General features: G+C 60.2%; 18 protein-coding genes. 7 read left to right on the plus strand and 11 right to left on the minus strand.

Features of this window, described 5'->3' with window-relative positions; all coding sequences use genetic code 11:
• Nucleotides 1-84: 84 nt before the first annotated feature.
• From E8L22_RS17375 to E8L22_RS17395, 5 genes are all read right to left on the minus strand, one after another.
• Entirely contained in the window at nt 85-1,308 is a 1,224-nt protein-coding gene (locus tag E8L22_RS17375) for a 4Fe-4S dicluster domain-containing protein (protein WP_136526405.1), read from the minus strand.
• On the minus strand, nt 1,305-1,796 hold the full coding sequence (locus tag E8L22_RS17380; protein WP_136526406.1) for a c-type cytochrome: 492 nt from the start codon (nt 1,794-1,796) through the stop codon (nt 1,305-1,307). The genes E8L22_RS17375 and E8L22_RS17380 overlap by 4 nt, the downstream gene beginning before the upstream one ends.
• Before the next feature lie 76 nt (nt 1,797-1,872).
• Entirely contained in the window at nt 1,873-2,043 is a 171-nt protein-coding gene (locus E8L22_RS17385; protein ID WP_135872329.1) for a cbb3-type cytochrome c oxidase subunit 3, read from the minus strand.
• Nucleotide 2,044: 1 nt separating this feature from the next.
• On the minus strand, nt 2,045-2,908 hold the full coding sequence (locus tag E8L22_RS17390) for a cbb3-type cytochrome c oxidase subunit II (RefSeq protein WP_136526407.1): 864 nt from the start codon (nt 2,906-2,908) through the stop codon (nt 2,045-2,047).
• Nucleotides 2,909-2,918: 10 nt separating this feature from the next.
• Entirely contained in the window at nt 2,919-4,322 is a 1,404-nt protein-coding gene (locus tag E8L22_RS17395) for a cbb3-type cytochrome c oxidase subunit I (protein ID WP_136526408.1), read from the minus strand.
• Nucleotides 4,323-4,696: 374 nt separating this feature from the next.
• On the opposite strand from E8L22_RS17395, the gene E8L22_RS17400 reads away from it, so the two are divergent.
• Nucleotides 4,697-5,365: a hypothetical protein gene (locus tag E8L22_RS17400; protein WP_136526409.1), complete on the plus strand. Its 669-nt coding sequence runs from the start codon at nt 4,697-4,699 to the stop codon at nt 5,363-5,365.
• On the opposite strand, the gene E8L22_RS21635 is transcribed toward E8L22_RS17400, so the two are convergent.
• Nucleotides 5,362-5,535: a hypothetical protein gene (locus tag E8L22_RS21635; RefSeq protein ID WP_198419470.1), complete on the minus strand. Its 174-nt coding sequence runs from the start codon at nt 5,533-5,535 to the stop codon at nt 5,362-5,364. The two genes, E8L22_RS17400 and E8L22_RS21635, sit on opposite strands and share 4 nt — an antisense overlap.
• A 197-nt stretch (nt 5,536-5,732) precedes the next feature.
• On the opposite strand from E8L22_RS21635, the gene hcp reads away from it, so the two are divergent.
• Complete coding sequence (hcp, locus tag E8L22_RS17405; protein ID WP_136526410.1) at nt 5,733-7,379, plus strand: hydroxylamine reductase; 1,647 nt, start codon at nt 5,733-5,735, stop codon at nt 7,377-7,379.
• 192 nt (nt 7,380-7,571) lie between these two features.
• Here hcp and E8L22_RS17410 read toward each other — a convergent pair whose 3' ends face one another.
• The 4 genes from E8L22_RS17410 to E8L22_RS17425 all read right to left on the minus strand — a co-directional run bounded on the left by E8L22_RS17410 (nt 7,572) and on the right by E8L22_RS17425 (nt 11,514).
• Nucleotides 7,572-8,942: a cbb3-type cytochrome c oxidase subunit I gene (locus tag E8L22_RS17410; RefSeq protein ID WP_136526411.1), complete on the minus strand. Its 1,371-nt coding sequence runs from the start codon at nt 8,940-8,942 to the stop codon at nt 7,572-7,574.
• The gene (locus E8L22_RS17415; protein WP_136526412.1) at nt 8,939-9,655 is read right to left on the minus strand and encodes a c-type cytochrome; all 717 of its coding nucleotides are present in this window, start codon (nt 9,653-9,655) and stop codon (nt 8,939-8,941) included. The genes E8L22_RS17410 and E8L22_RS17415 overlap by 4 nt, the downstream gene beginning before the upstream one ends.
• A gap of 351 nt (nt 9,656-10,006) precedes the next feature.
• Nucleotides 10,007-10,702, minus strand: a complete 696-nt coding sequence (gene ric / locus E8L22_RS17420; protein WP_456237325.1) for an iron-sulfur cluster repair di-iron protein — start codon at nt 10,700-10,702, stop codon at nt 10,007-10,009.
• A 392-nt stretch (nt 10,703-11,094) separates the two neighbouring features.
• The gene (locus E8L22_RS17425; RefSeq protein WP_136526414.1) at nt 11,095-11,514 is read right to left on the minus strand and encodes a hemerythrin family protein; all 420 of its coding nucleotides are present in this window, start codon (nt 11,512-11,514) and stop codon (nt 11,095-11,097) included.
• 211 nt (nt 11,515-11,725) lie between these two features.
• On the opposite strand from E8L22_RS17425, the gene E8L22_RS21980 reads away from it, so the two are divergent.
• The 3 genes from E8L22_RS21980 (at nt 11,726) to E8L22_RS17440 (ending at nt 13,303) form a co-directional block, all read left to right on the plus strand.
• A complete protein-coding gene (locus tag E8L22_RS21980; RefSeq protein WP_407925361.1) occupies nt 11,726-11,953 on the plus strand; it encodes a DUF4160 domain-containing protein in 228 nt (75 codons plus the stop codon).
• The gene (locus tag E8L22_RS17435) at nt 11,931-12,206 is read left to right on the plus strand and encodes a DUF2442 domain-containing protein (RefSeq protein ID WP_135872311.1); all 276 of its coding nucleotides are present in this window, start codon (nt 11,931-11,933) and stop codon (nt 12,204-12,206) included. Before E8L22_RS21980 ends, E8L22_RS17435 begins: the two co-directional genes overlap by 23 nt.
• A 143-nt stretch (nt 12,207-12,349) precedes the next feature.
• The gene (locus E8L22_RS17440; RefSeq protein ID WP_136526416.1) at nt 12,350-13,303 is read left to right on the plus strand and encodes a divergent polysaccharide deacetylase family protein; all 954 of its coding nucleotides are present in this window, start codon (nt 12,350-12,352) and stop codon (nt 13,301-13,303) included.
• Nucleotides 13,304-13,449: 146 nt separating this feature from the next.
• Here the strand turns inward: E8L22_RS17440 and E8L22_RS17445 are convergent, their stop codons facing one another.
• On the minus strand, nt 13,450-14,823 hold the full coding sequence (locus E8L22_RS17445; protein WP_136526417.1) for a ParA family protein: 1,374 nt from the start codon (nt 14,821-14,823) through the stop codon (nt 13,450-13,452).
• 122 nt (nt 14,824-14,945) lie between these two features.
• Between E8L22_RS17445 and xseA the strand changes: the two genes are divergently transcribed.
• Together xseA and E8L22_RS17455 are read left to right on the plus strand one after the other, a co-directional pair.
• Nucleotides 14,946-16,289, plus strand: a complete 1,344-nt coding sequence (gene xseA / locus E8L22_RS17450; protein WP_136526418.1) for an exodeoxyribonuclease VII large subunit — start codon at nt 14,946-14,948, stop codon at nt 16,287-16,289.
• Between the two features lie 109 nt (nt 16,290-16,398).
• Nucleotides 16,399-16,626, plus strand: coding sequence for an exodeoxyribonuclease VII small subunit (locus E8L22_RS17455; protein WP_136526419.1), 228 nt, complete (start codon nt 16,399-16,401; stop codon nt 16,624-16,626).
• Nucleotide 16,627: the final 1 nt, after the last annotated feature.

Raw genomic sequence — 16,627 nt, forward strand, 5'->3', positions numbered from 1 at the left:
TCGCAAAGGGGGGAGCGCGAGTTCACCTACCGTGCTTACCAGGTATGCATCCTTCTTCCGGTGTTCTCCGATGCACCTCTTCGTTTACTTAGTGGCTACCGGCAGCGGACTTGCCGCAACCAATTTACCCGCCGAGACGAGCCTCAGCTCGACGACGGTGCCCGGCGCCGGTGCGGGGTTCATCTTCAGCGCGAAGCCGATCTTCCGGTTCTCGTTTGCCGAAAGCTCCACGTCACGCACCGGGCCGACCAGCTCGACCCGGTAGCCGGGCATCGGCGCCGTCTCCAACTGGAAGGTCCCCGCCGCACCGGAGCGGTTCTCGAGGTACGCCGAGTAGAAGTTCACCAGCGAGCCGTCGGGCAGCGTCTTCACCTCGCCGCTCGCGTTTCGCTGCACCTTGAGGGTCGCCTCTTTGCGCGTCGTCACCCCGACGACCAGGAGCGCCGCGAGAAGCGTTACGACGCCGCCGACCAGAAGCGCCTTCTTGTTGATAGCCCGCGAACCGTCGGGAGCGGGCGGGCCGAAGGTGTAGTGGATGAGCCCCCCGCTGCCCCGCGGCGCCATAACGTCCCGGCAGGCGTCCAGGCAGCGGCCACAGTTGATGCACTCGATCTGCAGCCCCTTTCGGATGTCGATCCCCATCGGGCAGGCGCGCACGCAGGAGCCGCAACGGATGCAGGCTTCCTTGAGGCCGGGATCGAATTCCAGGGTAAGGGTGCCGCGCTCCATGGCCATGAGCTGGATGCGCCCGTAGGGGCAGACGGTCTTGCAGAAGGTGCGCCGCACGAAGGCGATGTCGAGGTATACGATCACCCCGGTCGCCGCGAGGGAGATCCCCGCCACGGCGCCCAGGCTTCCGGATAGAAGCCGCGCGAAGAAGTCCGGAGGCGCTATGAAATACCAGACCAGGTTCGACGCCACGAGCGCGGAGAGGACGAGGTAGCCCGCGTGGCGCAGTGCCCCATCGAGCGGGGCGGGGATCCCTCTGGTGCGTGCGTCGAGCCAGTCGGCTAGGTCTCCCAGGGTGGTCTGGGGACAAAGCCAGCCGCACCACACCCGGCCAAAGAGCATGGTGACGAACAAAAAGCCGAAGACCAGGATCAGCACTACGATGAGGAGGAGGTAGAACTCCTCGATGCGCAGCTTGGCGCCGAAAAAAAGGAGCGTCCTCGTCCCGGCGTCAAGGCGCAGCAGCGACTCCCCACCGGGGCGGATGAACGGGACGACGAGGAGAAGCAGGGTGCAAAGCCACTGCACCGTTTTGCGCCATGGCGCTATGCGTGCCGTTTTGAAGGGAGGCAGGTTCAAAGCGACAGCACGTACTGGACCAGCCCCTGGATCTTGTCGCCGGAGAGCTCGTTTTTGAAGCCGGGCATGCCGCCTGGGCGTCCGCCGGAGATAGTGGCGGTCACCTCGGCTGCCGTCTTGCCATACTTGTAGGTCTTTGCGGTCAGGTCGGGGCCGATGCCCCCCTTGCCGTCGGCGCCGTGACATGAGGCGCAACGGGCGGCGAACTCCTTCTTCCCTTCACCGATGAGGTTCGTCGTCCTGATCTCCTCGTGCGCCGGCACCGCCTTTGCCGCCGCCTCCTTTTGGGTCTGTGCGGCGAGGCGCGCCTCTTTGGCCTTCTTGATCTCGGCGTACTCGCCGTAGGAGCTCCACCCGCTTAACAGGTAGTAGGCCATGAAGATGGCGCCCCAGGTCACAAGCCCCCAGAACAGGATCCTGAACACCAGCGGCGCGTGTTTCTCCGCGCGGTACCTGATGCCGTCGTATTCCTTATTTTCATCGGACATCGCGTCCTCCTTTGCTCGCTTTTTTGTGCATCCCGGAACGGGGACTGGCTCCGTAGGTGCCTGTCCCCTGCACTTCCTAAGTTTCAGGATGGTCGTGTTTCTTCGGTTGGTCGTCGTCCATCATACGGAACTTCGGTTCCTCCCCTTTCGCCCGGTGCGCCTTGCGATAGGTGCGCGCCACGATGGCCGCGAAGACGATGAAGAGGAACAGGGTCACCCCGAGGTAGTAGATGCTGGCGCTATCCATATCACTTCCTGTGCACGGATTTGAGGTAGGTGACCAGCTTCCAGGTACGCTCCTTGCCGAGTGTGTCGCCGAAGGCGGGCATGCCACCTTCCGTAATTCCGCTGTAGATGGTAGCGAAGACCTTGGAGTCCGGCTTGTCCATGTCGCGCAGGTCTGGCCCCACCTCGCCTTTCAGTTCGAGACCGTGGCACTGGGCGCAGTGCTCGGCGTAGAGCTTTTGCCCCTCGGGGAGCACGGAGAGGTTGTCCTGGAAGGGATTCTTCAGTTCGCCCAGTACCTCCGCCTTTCCGGTCTTTCTCCAGGGGATGTCGTTCCCCACCTTCTGCATGTAGGCGACCATGGCGTCGAGTTCGGTCTTACCCTTGAGGGCATCGATATCGGCCTGCGTGTACGGGAACTTGAGCGCCTTCATCTTCTTCTCGGTGAGGCTCGTATCGAGCGGCCGGTCCAGAAAGGCGTAGGAGGGCATGTTGGAGCGCGGCACCATGGCGCGCGGGTCCTTCATGTGCTTCACGTGCCAGGCGTCCGGGTACTTCCCGCCGATCCTCGCGAGATCGGGGCCGTTTCGGCGCGATCCCCAGAGGAAGGGCTGGTCGTAGACGAACTCGCCGCTTTTCGAGTACTCGCCGTAGCGCTCGGTGTCGGAGAGCAGCGGCCGGACCGTCTGGGTATGACAGTTGTTACATCCCTCGCGGATATAGATGTCACGCCCCTCGAGCTGCAGCGGGGTGTAGGGCTTAACGGAGGCGATGGCGAGTTTCGGGTCGTTGATCCACCGGAAGGGGAGGACCATGGTGATGATGGTGCCGACCAGGATGGTAGCCGTGGCCAGGAGCAGGAAGATGATGGGCTTTTTCTCTATCATGGCGTCCCTCCTAGGCCGGTTGCACCGCGGCCTGAGCCTTGCCGACGGTGATGGTTTTGTAGATGTTGTAGAGGAAGAGCAGGAGACCGGCGAGATAGATGACGCCGCCCGCGGCCCGCATGTACCAGTAGGGGTAGAGCTCGGCCAGCGTCTCGATGAAGCTGTAGTGCAGGCTTCCGTCCGGGTTGGTGGCGTTCAGCATCGCCGCCTGCTGCACCCCGGCGATCCACATGGTGATGGAGAAGATGAGCTGTCCGGTCAGCACGAGCCAGAAGTGCATGTTCGCCATCGGTATGCTGTAGACCTCGGTGTGATAGAGCCTCGGGACCGTGTAGTAGATGGCGGCGAAAAGGACGAGCGAGACCCAGCCGAGCGTCCCCATGTGCACGTGCCCGGGTACCCAGTCGGTGAAGTGGATGAAGGCGGAGAAGGTGCGGATCGACTGCGACGGCCCCTGCAGCGTCTGCATGCCGTAGAAGGTGATGCCGAAGATCAAGAACTTGACCAGGTAGTTCTCGCGCATCTGGTGCCACTGCCCGTTCATCGAGAAGTAACCATTGAAGACGGCGGCCCAGGAGGGGGCGATCAGCATGACCGAGAAGCCCATGGCGAGCGTCTGGACCCAGTCCGGGACCGGAGCCCAGAGCAGGTGGTGCGCGCCGGTCCAGAGGTACATGAAGATGAGGCTCCAGAAGGCGACGACGCCCATCCTATGGCTGTAAATGGGGACGCCGGTCGCCTTGGGGAGGAAGTAGTAGAAGATGGCCAGAGGCGGCGTGGTGAGCACCATGGCGACCGCGTTGTGCCCGTACCACCACTGCACGTTCGCGTCGTTGGCGCCCGCGTAGGCGGAGTAGGACTTGGTGAGCGAGACCGGGATGGAGGCGTTGTTAACGAGATAGAGCACCGCTACCCCCACCAGGGTGGCGAGGATGTACCAGAGCGAGATGTACATCTGCTCCTCGCGCCGTTTCACGATGGTCATGACGATGTTCACCGCAAAGATCACCCAGAGCACCACGACGAGGCTTGCCACCGGCCATTCGAGCTCGGCGTATTCCTTGGAGCGGTTCATCCCCATGGCGAGCGTCACCGCGGCGAGCGCGATCACCACGTTGAAGAGCCACAACTGGGCCTTCGCGAGTGCCGGGCTCCAGAGGCTCGTTCGCGTCAGGCGCTGCGTGATGTAGATGAAGAAGGCCATGAAGCTGCCGATGCCCCAGCCGAAGATGCCGGCATTGGTGTGGATCGGGCGCAGTCGGCCGTAGGTGAGGTAGGGGGGGAAGTTGAGTTGCGGGAAGGCGATCTGGAATGAGATGAAGACCCCAAGCAGCACCGCCACGAGACCCCACACCATGCTCCAGATGACAAACCCTTTGACGATGTCGTCAGCGTACCCATCCTGTTGGTTCATGCCGTCCTCCTGGGGATGAATGGATCAATAAAGGCAACTATTGGACGATGGTGACATCGAGCCGTCACCCGTCGCTCTGTTGCCGGAAGCTTCTGTCATAAACGTTGGATCTGCCGTGACTTTGTCTGAAGGGTAGAGTTATTGCCGGAGGAACGTCCAATGATGCAGCAATAACAAAGTGTTAGTTTAGGTGGTAATCACGCTTTAGCAAGCATTCCGCCTGTATACGGGTTAATTTTTTACCCCTTTTAGCTGTAGAAAACGACGGGGGTGCCGAATAGGCAAAGTGAGGGTGTTCCCGCGTTGACTGGCGCGGGTTCCCCGCTACCCTATTTGATGGCGTCCAGACCGGACGGCGCAGGCCCGAGGATCATATGAATACAGGCGAACTTATTTACTATATTGCGGCAGGCGCGACCCTTCTTGTTGTCTGGATCGGGGCGACCTACTGGGCGGTCAACTTCTTCATCAGACAGGTAACCCAGCAGAGCTGCCACGATTTCAGGATGCGCATGATGGCCGAAGCGGAAAGGGCCTTGAAGATGTTCCGGGAGGGGCTTTGCGAGCAGATCGTGCAGCAGGAGAATAAGTCCGACGCGTTGGCGCGGCTCTACGCCACGCTCATCGACCAGTTGCGGCTCGGAAAGGAGTTCCTGGCCTCGCTGGCCGATGGTGAGCGGTCCCGGGCAGAGAAACAGCTGAGGACGATCAGGGGCACCGGGGAGAGTTTCGCCGACACCTTCCAGAAGCAGGGGCTCTTTTTCTCCGAGGAGTTCACCAGGACGGTGAAGGACCTCCTGACCCAGCAGAAGGCGGCACAGGAGCGTCTGGAGGAACTGCTGCGTCGGGTGCAGCGGGAGCCGCAGAACGCGCTCGCTCTAGACGACCTGAAGAAGGAATGGGGGCAGTTCGAAGACCATCTGAACCGGCTCATGGATTTTGTGCGCAACGAGTTCCGCAGACGCAACCCGGTGAGCAGCGTGATGATGAAGTGGTTGAACGAGACACCGACCTCAGGGGCGGCAGCCCCTCCCTCCAACTAATCCTTCTTGTCCAGCGGTTCGGGCTTGCAGAGATGGTCCTCCTTCTTGGCTGCCCGACCGCATTTCTTGCAGAGGTAGCGCGGTTCCGCAACGATTTTCTTCAACTCCTTCAGGTTGTCCTTTATCTCGTCCTTATCCCACTTGCACAGTGTCTTCGTGTCCTTCCCCATGGCGTTAGTTCCTCTCTCTTTGAGGCCGATTGATCTGTATAGGGAAACGTTGAGGCGCTTATAAGCAATCGTGCTTACGTGTTAAGCTGATTTAATATTGTTTTTGTGTCAGTGCGGTTGAAATGAAATTCTTTCCCGATATAGTAAATCAGTTTTCGAAATTTCCCAGTGACATCAATAGAAAAGGAGGATTCGATATGTCGATGTTTTGCCGTCAATGTGAGCAGGCCGCCAAGGGTACCGGGTGCGAGGTAGTGGGGGTCTGTGGAAAGAATCCCGAGGTTGCCGCCCTGCTCGACCTGATGATGTATGGGCTCAAGGGACTGGCCATCTATGCTGACAAGGCAAGGGAACTTGGCGCGCGCAACACCGTTGCGGACATGTACCTCGTCGAGGGGCTCTTCACCACGGTCACCAACGTCGATTTCGATCCTGTGCAGCTCGCCGGTAAACTGAGGAAGTGCTACGACCTGAAAGAGCAGGTGAAGTCGATGTACGAGACCGCCTACCGCGAGCAGAAGGGGGGCGAGGCGCCCGCCATCACCGCGGGACCGGCAGCTTGGGTGATCGCCGACAACCTCGAGGGGCTCGTGGCCCAGGGGCAGGCGCAAGGGGTGAAGACCCAGCAAAGCGACCCGGATCTCCTCTCCGCCATCGAGATCATCATCTACGGCCTGAAAGGGATGGCTGCCTACGCGAACCACGCCTGTCTCCTCGGCAAGACCGACGAGGAGGTCTACGCCTTCTTCCACAAGGCGCTTGCAGCCACCACCGATCAGACCAAGGGGCTCATGGATCTGGTCGGCATCGCCATGGAATGCGGCAAGGTGAACATCAAGGTCATGGAGATGTTGAACACCGGGCATGTCGAGCACTACGGTCACCCGGTTCCGACCAAGGTGCAGCTCGGCACCCGCAAGAACAAGGGGATCCTGGTTTCCGGCCACGACCTGCGCATGCTCGAGGAACTCCTCAAGCAGACCGAAGGGAAGGGGATCGACATCTACACCCACGGCGAGATGCTCCCGGCCCACGGCTACCCGGGCCTCAAGAAGTACGCCCACCTCTACGGCAACTTCGGCGGCGCGTGGCAGGACCAGGCTAAAGAGTTCCCGAACTTCCCCGGCGCCATCATCTTCAACACGAACTGCATCCAGCGCCCGGCGGACAACTACAAGGACCGTCTCTTCACCTGGGGCGAGGTGGGGTGGCCGGGTGCCAAGCACCTGACCGGCTACAAGTTCGACGAGGTGATCAACAAGGCGCTCGAATGTCCCGACATGCCCGACGCGCCGGGACAGGAGATCCTTACCGGCTTCGGCCATAACGCGGTGCTCGGCGTCGCGGACAAGGTGATCGAGGCGGTGAAGGCGGGGGCGGTGAAGCACTTCTTCTTGATCGGCGGCTGTGACGGCGCTAAGAGTGGGAGGAACTACTACACCGAGTTCGCCGAGAAGGTGCCGAAGGACTGCGTCATCCTGACCCTTGCCTGCGGCAAGTATCGCTTCAACAAGCTTGAGTTCGGCGACATCGGCGGGATTCCGAGGCTTCTCGACGTGGGGCAGTGCAACGACGCCTACTCCGCGGTGCAGATCGCCTCGGCGCTGGCGGGTGCCTTCAACTGCGGTCTGAACGACCTGCCGCTCTCCTTCATCCTTTCCTGGTACGAGCAGAAGGCGCACGTGATCCTGCTGTCGCTTCTGTACCTGGGGGTGAAGAACATCAAGCTGGGGCCGGCGCTTCCCGCGTACCTGTCCCCGAACGTCCTGCAGTTCCTGGTGGACAACTTCAATATCGGTCAGATCGGCAACGTCGACGCCGACCTGCAGGCGGCTCTCGCTTAGTAGCGTAATAAGAAACAGCAGTGGTAGAACAGACGAAAGCAGTAGAACAAACAAAAAGAAGTAGGTAGCTCCTTAGTCTCTGCGCCAGGTCCTCTCAGACCTGGCGCCTTTTTTTATTCGCCCAACTTTACTGGTGTGAACGAACGAAGGGGACCTTGCTGTTTGCAGGGTCCCCTTCTTTATTTCCCTCTGCTAGATGTCGGCTGCCGGAGCGACCACCGGCTCCGGCGCCGGGAGGTTGGAGGGCCTGATGGTGAAGAGGTGGTAGACGGTGATGACGACACCGGCCAGGAAGACGAGGCCGACACCGAAGGCGACCCGAAACCAGAACATCATGGTTAGGTGCGCCGTGCTGTAACCGATATCCAGGAAGCGTTCCAGGTAGGTCTGCAGGATCCCCGCGATCCCGAAGACGAGCCCCAGGATGAACATCCCGATGGTGGTGATCCAGAAGCCCCACTTGCCCAGCCGGTCGTCATACTTGTTGATCCCTTTGAGGCGCGGCATGGCGAAGTAGAAGATGGTGAGGTTCAAAAGGGCGTAGGCGCCGAAGAAGGCTAAGTGGCCGTGCGAGACGGTGACCTGGCTGCCGTGGGTGTAGTAGTTGATCGGCGGCAGCGTGTGCATGAAGCCCCAAAGACCGGCCCCGACGAGGTGATAGATGGCTAGCCCTATGATGTAATACCAGGTGAGTGGGTTCACGATCGGGTTTTTGCGCTCACGCACGTGCATCCAGGTGTCCACCACCATGAGCACGATGGGAAGGGGCTCAAGGGCGCTGAAGATGCCGCCCCACCAAATCCAGTAGTCCGGCGCCCCGATCCAGTAGTAGTGATGGCCCGTGCCGACGATACCGGTGAAGAGGAAGAGTCCGGTCTCCACGTAGAGCCACTTCTCCACCACTTTCCGATCCACCCCGGTCACCCTCATGATGATGTAGGCGACGATCGATGCCGTCACCACCTCCCAGGCCCCCTCCACCCAGAGATGAATCACCCACCACCAGTAGTAATAATCCGTGTTCAGGTTCTGGTAGAAGGGCATGCCGAAGAGGTACATGAGCGCCAGGAAGGTGACCCCGCCCAGAAGCATCCACTGCAGCGCCGTGCGGACCTCGGCTTTTATGATGGTCATGGCAACGTTTGCGATGAACATGAGCGCCGCGACCACGATGACCCAGTCCAAGGGGAGGGGGATTTCCAGGAGCGGCTTGCCTTGTGTCCATCCGAAGAGAAAGCCGACCACCGCTGTGACCGCCGCGCCGACAAAGATGATGAGCTGCAGGTAGGCGATCTTTTCACTGAAGAGATCCCTGGAACACTCGGGAGGGAGGATGTAGTAGGTTCCTCCCATGAAGCCGAGCAGCATCCAGGCGACCAGGAGGTTCGTGTGCAGCGCCCGGGCGGTGGAGAAGGGGAACACGTTCACCAGTTCCTGCGGCAGCGTGAAGGCGTAGTTGATGGAGAGCCAGAGCCCCAGGATCACCTGCAGGATGAAAAGCACCAGGGCAAGACGGAAGTACCACAGCGACACCCGCTGGCTTTGGTATTCGATCAGCATCATTTGCTCACCTCCTTGGTCGACTTAAGGCTCAGGATGAAGTCGGCGATGATCCCGGCTGTCTGCGGCGAGACGTCCTGCGGCGGCATGGCGACACCCGGCCGCACCGACTGCGGGTTGATCATGTAGTTGATCAGGGTCTGGCGATCATAGGTGATCCGGTTGGCGATGGCGGTCAGGTCACCGCCCACGTTGCGCCCCTGGTTCTCGAAGGTGTGACACCCGCCGCATGCCTGCAGGACGAGGTGCACCTTGTCGAGCTTCTGCGGCTGAGACTCGCGCAGCTTGTACGCCTCCACGAACTTCTCGTCCTGAGGCGGCCAGTGGCGGTTCTCGATTTCGCCAACCCAGCGCAGGAAGCTGACCAGTTGCTTCGTCTCTGTCTCGCTGACACCGAGATGGGGCATCTTGCGGAAGGAGTTTTTGTACATCACCTCCGGGTGCTGCACGATCGAGGCGATGTTGTTCTCACCCAAGCGGTAGAAAGCCTTGGTCATGTCCGGCGCGTAATAGCCGCCGAAGCCCAGGATGGTGTGGCAGTCGTTGCAGTTGTACTTGTGCCAGACTTTCTTGCCTGCGACGACTTGTTCGGTGAGCTTGTCGGTGTGGGTGAACTTCGGAGTCTGCTTGTGGAAATCGTAGGTTTGCCAGAGGAAGATCGCGGCGGAGGAAAGCGTCCCCAGCCAGAAGATCAGACGAGCTGTTTTCCCGGTCATACCACCCCTCCTTTGTCTGTTGGTTCTTAAGTTTATTTGAAGATTCTAATGATCGAACAGCAGAAGAATATCGTGGGGTAGGGGGATGTCAACCGTGCAGGAAAAACAACACCCCGAAAGGACTGGGGATGTCCGCTTCGGGGTGTCGTGTGACGCCGTGGCTCCCTGGCCGGGATGCCTCATGTGGGTACTGCTGGCTTCTTCTTAATCGTTTCGCCGCCTCAAGGGGCAGAGCGAAACCGCGGCCATACCCAGCCAGGAGAGCGCGAAGAAAGTCACTATGATCGTCATGGTTGCTCCTTTAATTCAATCAGTTCCGTAGCATGCAGCCTCACGGGAGATTGGGCCTCCTCAGAGCTTCGCGGCCTTCGGGAAGAGGATGTTGTTTTCCAGGTGCACGTGCTTGTGCAGGTCGTCCTCGAACTCCTTCAGCTTCTCGTAAGTGACCATGAAGGTATTGCAGACGTCGTCGGGGACGGTGTAGTTCCTGGCGAGCCGGCGTATCTCGTGCACCGCCGCGCCGACCTCGTCGTGCTCGTGCCCCAGTTCGGCGAGTACCGCCTTCAGCTTCGTAATCTCGTCGCCGGCCGGTGCCGCGCCCTGCTCGTGCAGTTCCGTCAGCCGTTTGATGGCCGGGAAAAGCTGCTCCTCTTCGCTTTTAAGGTGCTGAGCCATGTCCATGGCGACCTTCCTGAAGATCTGGGCTATCATCACCACCTCGGGATGGTTTTCCCCGTGCACCTGGGCGATCTTGTCGGCGTAAGCGGCGATGGTCGGGATGTTTTCCTTCAGGTAGCTGTGGTGCTGGTTCTTGATGTAGTCGGCGAGGAAGGGGAGATCCCATGCGTCGTAGTTCTGGCTGCGGTCCTGCGGGCGGGTTGCCACCTCTTCGAGCTCGCCGCGCAGCGCCTCGATGTCGATCCCCTTTTCCCTGCATGCCTGCGCCAGCGGGACGTTCCCGCCGCAGCAGAAGTCGATGCCGTATTTTTCAAGGACCTCGGCGGCGCGGAAGTCTTTTGCGACCACTGAGCCTACGGTTTCCGTCATTGTGGTTTCCTGAGTCTCTTTTTCCATGGTGTCGCTCCTTGGCCGCTCGTTTTTGACAAGGTCGGCCGGTTCAGACGTTGTGTGAGCCATCTGCTGTTAAGCCCATGGTAGCACCAACGGGTCAAAAACGTATGATTCAGGTCAAGAAAAGGTGCATTGATTTAATACTGAGGAAATCGGCTATGAACAAACTCCCACGAAGGGCAGCATGGGCCTGACGTTCCCCCCTTTGCGAAGGAGGAGCCTGCCCCCCGCAGCCTTGGCGAAGGAGGAGCCTGCCCCCCGCAGCCTTGGCGAAGGGGGGACAGGGGGGATTTGCCTTTGTCAATGTAAAACGAGGAATGGAGAAATCAGCAGCCCGGCCGAACCAGCAGCGCCCGAGGGCGTGATAATCAGCGCGTGGAAAGCTGTGAAGAATTCTGTACGAAGCGGCCGATGGCGCGGTCCATGGTGGAGATGTGGTCGATGAGCCAATTGGTGATGAAGCCGGTCATCGTGGTGACGAGGGGGGCGGTCAGTCCTTCAACTTTGAGGCGCTCCTTGAGCTTGTTGACCTCTTCCACAAACGCCACGTGCTTGGCGCGGTGCTTTTCGTAGTCGGGGTAGCGCACCTGCTGCATCAGCTTCTCTTCGTCCTTGAAATGGGTGACGGCGTAGGCTTCGAGGAACCAGAACATCCTCATGATCTCGTCGGTATTCTGTTGGGACTGGTAGGCGTCGGCAAAAGCGTTGAACTTGTCGAAAAGAAGCTTGTGCTGGATATCTATCTCAAGCACGCCTATGTTCAGATCGTCGTTCCATTGCATCAACATGGCTCCTCCGGTTTATCACTGAGGAAACTTTTATACCTACTCTTCTTTTTGTAATCAATATATTTGTGACTGTGCAGGCAAGAGCAGCGGGGCTGGACTCCCTGTATACCCAGGAAGCACGGGAAACTGTTGATAATTTGACACAATTTGCAGGCTCGGCTATAGTGCTCCGGTGTCCATGCCTTAGCGGGAGGTGGTTATGCCGACTGTTATGAGAAGTGGCACGTACCGGTTTCACTTCTATTCGGACGAAGGGCGAGAGCCGCCCCACATCCATGTGGAAACGCCGGACGGTGAGTGTAAGTTTTGGTTGATCCCGATACGGCTGGCAAGCAACAAGGGGATCAGCCCGCTTGTGTTGAGAGATATCGAGAGGCTGGTTTACCGTAACAAGGAATTGTTTGAGGAGAAGTTTCATGAAATCCACAAGCGCAGATAACGAAGCAGTGGAACCTGCAGCAATCAGAGCCTGGGCTGAGAGCCGTACCGTTTTTGTGGAACTCACGGATGGCAGAATCATAGGCTTTCCGGCCAACCGTTTCCCTTTATTGGCGCAAGCAACCGATGAGGAGTTGAAAGAAGTGACCATCAGGCTGAATGGTTTCGCTCTTAGATGGGAAAAACTCGACGAAGACATTACCGTGCCCGGTATAGTGGCCGGCAATTTCCCCTTACCTTACGTGATGAACTGATCGGCCCCGTTGCCCCCTTCCTCTGTCTATCCACCGTGCAAATCATTTGCAATGTTACAGCGCGTCATGCTATCTCACATTAAAACATTGGGCATTGAAATCAGTTTGGATGCCGGACCTTATCAGGTCTGGCGGAGGTAGTTGTGGCGAAAAAGGGTAGGGCGGTAAACAGACGGAAATCTTCTTCAGGCGGCGGACGCAGGCCGCTTTTTGCACTTCTGGCGGTAGCCGTTCTCATCGGCCTCACCTTCTTGTTGCTCGAGTGGTTCAAGAAACCGGCGCCGCCGGTGGCTCCCCCGCCGAAACCATCAGTTTCCGCGCCGAAACACATGCCGTTACCGGAGCGGGCGGCACCCGTGCAGCAGAAGATGTCCACCGCAGAGGCTCCCCCCGCACCTAAGCCGCACCCGGCTGCGTTGCCGAAAGCGCACGGCCCTGGGCGTCTGGCCATCATCATCGACGACATGGGGACGAACCTCCAGGAGTTGAAGACCCTGCAGTCGATCGGGCAGCCGCTCACGTATTCTGTTATTCCGAGCCTCGCCCATGCAAAGGACGTGGCCGAGGGGGCGCACGCAGCCGGTGCCCAGGTGATGGTGCACATGCCGATGGAGCCCGAGGGGTACCCGAAGCTGAAGATGGAATCGGTCGGGGTGCTGCTATCGATGGACGATGCAGAAGTCGCCGGGCGGGTGAGGGGGTATTTCCGTACCGTCCCCCATGCCGTAGGCGCCAACAACCACATGGGATCGCGCTTCACCCAGGATGCCGGCAAGATGAGGGTGGTTTTGCAGGTATTGAAGGAGAAGGGGGTATTCTTCGTCGACAGCAAGACCAGCCCCGCCTCGGTGGGGTACCGGGAGGCGAAGGCCATGGGGATGAAGTGTGCGGCGCGCCAGGTGTTTCTGGACAACGTGCAGGATGAGGCGGCGATCGGCAGGCAGCTTGCGCAGGCCGCGGCCATAGCAAGAAAAAAGGGTGCGGCGATAGCTATCTGTCATCCGCACCCTGCGACCATGCGAGCCCTGAAGCTCTATATGCCCGAACTAGCCCGAAGCGGCATCACCTTCGTCCACGCTTCGGAGCTGGCTTCTTAATTGCCGTTCAACGTTCAGCGTTCAACGTTCAAGAAAACGGTCGCCCTGATCGACTTCCCGCTACGGCCACAGTTCTCGCCGTCAGGAAAAAGACGGCAAGGTTGTCCATGCCGGCGAACGTTGAACGTAGAACGTTGAACGTGTAGTTAGAGCTGTCCCGCGATCCTCTTCTTCAGTCGCGCAACCTCGCGGTACTTCTCGTCCACAAGTATCGAAGCGGGGTTGTCGCCGCTTACCGGATGAACCATCAAAAATGCGTCGCGCAGCTCCCCGCCGTACCCGGCAAGAGTCTCCTGCATGATCCCCGAAAATCCGTCGCGCTCCGGCGCGCGCGCCATCGGGTATTTCTTCTTCAATAATTCGCCGCCGGCTAGGTCGAAGCGGTGGAAATCGATGCTCCCGGCCTCGTCCCCGACCCCCGGGTTCAGCACGAACACCGACTCCAGGGCGGTCTGGTGGATCATCTGCCTGGTCGGATCGTCGGCCGGCAGCTGCTTCTCGATCTTGAAGATGGTCGAGATCAGGAAGCCGGTGAAGCATTCGGCTTCCATGTAGCCGCTCGCTGCCCCGTCGGAACTCTCGCAGTAGTAGGAGACCTGCGAGTCCTGCCCGAGCTCCTTTCCGCAGACAAGGCACTGGCTCTTAAGCCCCGAAAGCCTGCCGAAATACTCTTCCTTCTTGCGCTTGTTCTCCTCGTGCTGCCACTTGTCGTATAGCATGGCGCGCGGCTCTTCGGTTTCGTAATACTCCTTGATGCACCACTGCCCGAGAGCCGCGAACTGGCCGTAGACGTCGGTGCCGCGCCCGTGGGTGAGGATCGGGTAGATCTTCCCCTCCGGGTTGGTGTTGAGACTCTCGACCTTCGGACTCTTCGAGATGAAGATGTCGGAGCAGCGGAAACCGCGGTTGATGGCGAAGGCCTTCAAAAGGGTCTTCTGGTCCTTGAACATACCCTCGAACTTGATGCGCTCGTCGATGAGGCAGGGGATGAGGGAGAGGCTCTTTCTGTCCAGCCCCCGCTTGTCGAAGAGCTCGAAGATGTTGCGGCAGTTGTCCATGCTGGCCATGTCCTTGATCGGAACCAGCACCCGGTCCGCCGCGTAGAGCGCGTTCTGGGTCATCACGTCGAGGTCCGGCCGGGTGTCGATGATGAGCACCCCCGGGATCTCCGACATGGCGAGCAGGCGCGCGAGCACCATCGGTCCCTTAAGCGAGCCGCGCAGGTCCGGAAGGGCGGTCGAGGAAGGGATGTAATTAACCCCGTACTGCCCGGTGTGCAACAGGTCGCGCCCACGAGTCTCCAGCAAAAGGTCGGCGACGGAGCCGTTTAACTTCTGCCCCTTTATGGAGAACATCTTGTCGATGGAGAAATGGTTGTCGAAGGAGAAGATGGAGACCGGGAGGTTTTCGTCCAGCGCCTTCAGAAAGATCGCGAGGTTGGTGGCCAGCGTGGTCTTACCCACGCCCCCTTTTTCCGAGGAAACAGTTATTACATAAGGGTAATTTTTCATGGCGCGCATACTAACATCGAGACGCGGGGACGGTCAACCGGTTTGACAGTGGCGCGCGCCGCGTGATAGAAACGGCTGCAACCTTCAGCATTGTGAGGAGTTTCAGCGTGAAGGTAGATTCAGGAGGCTAGATGCAGCTCTTCAAAGAACGGCGGGTCCTCACGGTAAGCGCGTTGACAGCGCTGGTGCGCGGCCTTTTGGAGGAGAACTTCGACCAGGTATGGGTCGAGGGGGAAATCTCCAACATCGCCTGCCCGCAGTCCGGCCACTGCTACTTCACCCTCAAGGACCCCGGCGCCCAGATCCGCTGCGTCATGTTCCGGGGCGCCTTCCGCACTTTAAAGTTCACCCCCCGCGACGGGATGCGCGTCGTCCTGCGCGGCCGGATGACCCTTTTCGAGCCGCGCGGCGAATACCAGCTCTCTGTGGACGCCATGGAACCGCAGGGGATCGGTGCGCTGCAGATGGCCTTCATCCAGCTGAAGGAGCGTCTCGCCAAGGAGGGGCTCTTCTCGGAGCTCCACAAGCGTGAGATCCCCAAGCTGCCGCGCAGGATCGGCGTGGTCACTTCCCCCACCGGCGCCGCCATCCGCGACATCCTCACCGTGCTCTCGCGCCGCTTCGCCAACGTGGAACTCCTTATCGCGCCGGTCCGCGTTCAGGGGGAGGGGGCGGCGCAGGAGATCGCTGCGGCCATCGCCGACCTGAACCGTGTCGGGAACGTCGACGTCATGATCGTCGGGCGCGGCGGCGGGTCCCTCGAGGATCTCTGGGCCTTCAACGAGGAGGTGGTGGCGCGGGCGATCCACCGCTCCGCCGTTCCGGTCATCTCGGCCGTGGGGCACGAGATCGACTTCACCATCGCCGACTTCGTCGCCGACCTGCGCGCCGCGACCCCCTCCGCCGCGGCGGAACTGGTGGTAAGAAGCAAGAACGAGCTGACCGCCGAGGTGGAAGGGCTCACGCACCGCCTCGCGGTGGCCCAGTCACGAAGGCTCGAGCGCGCCCGCGCCCAGGTCGTCGCGCTTTCCCGCGCCGTCGCTGACCCGAGCCGCATCCTTGGCCACCTCGCCCAGCGGGTCGACTCGCTGGACGCGAGGCTCGTGCGGGAAGCGGGGCTCATCCTCGACGATGCCTCCGAGCGGATCGTCTCCCTTGCCGCGCGGCTCGCCCGCCAGAGTCCGGCTCTCATCCTCGGACAGAACGCGGAGCGCCTCTCCACCTTCACGCTGCGCCTCGACCACGCCATGACCAGGCGCCTCGCCTGCGCCGCCGAGAGTGTCGGGCGCGCCACCGGGACGCTCAACGCCGTCTCGCCCCTTGCCACCCTTTCCCGTGGCTACAGCATCGCCCGGAAGCTGCCCGGGCGCGCCGTGGTCACCTCGCACCGCCAGATCGCCCCGGGCGACAGGCTCGAACTCTCCCTCGCCGCTGGCAGCGCGCTCTGCACCGTGGAGGAAACCCGCGGAGAGTGAATCCTTGACGGTTATTCAACGATCGGTATAATAGGCGATCACTTTTTCATTATATAGCGCGGCCGTCGTCTTCATTGGCGCCGCGGCAGCAAGCAGCACGAGGGATGGCATGGCCGTAGAAAAATTCGAGACAGCGCTCAAGAAGCTCGAAGACGTCGTGAAGAAGCTGGAAGGGGGAGAACTTTCCCTCGAGGACTCGCTGAAGGCCTTCGAGGAAGGGGTGAAGTATTCCGCCTTCTGCAGCAAAAAGCTGAACGAGGCCGAGCGCCGCGTCGAGCTTCTCGTAAAGCAGCGCGACGGCAGCCTGACCACCCGCCCCTTTGAGGACGAAGAGTGAT

This window comes from Geomonas ferrireducens (assembly GCF_004917065.1).
Taxonomy (GTDB): Bacteria; Desulfobacterota; Desulfuromonadia; order Geobacterales; family Geobacteraceae; genus Geomonas; species Geomonas ferrireducens.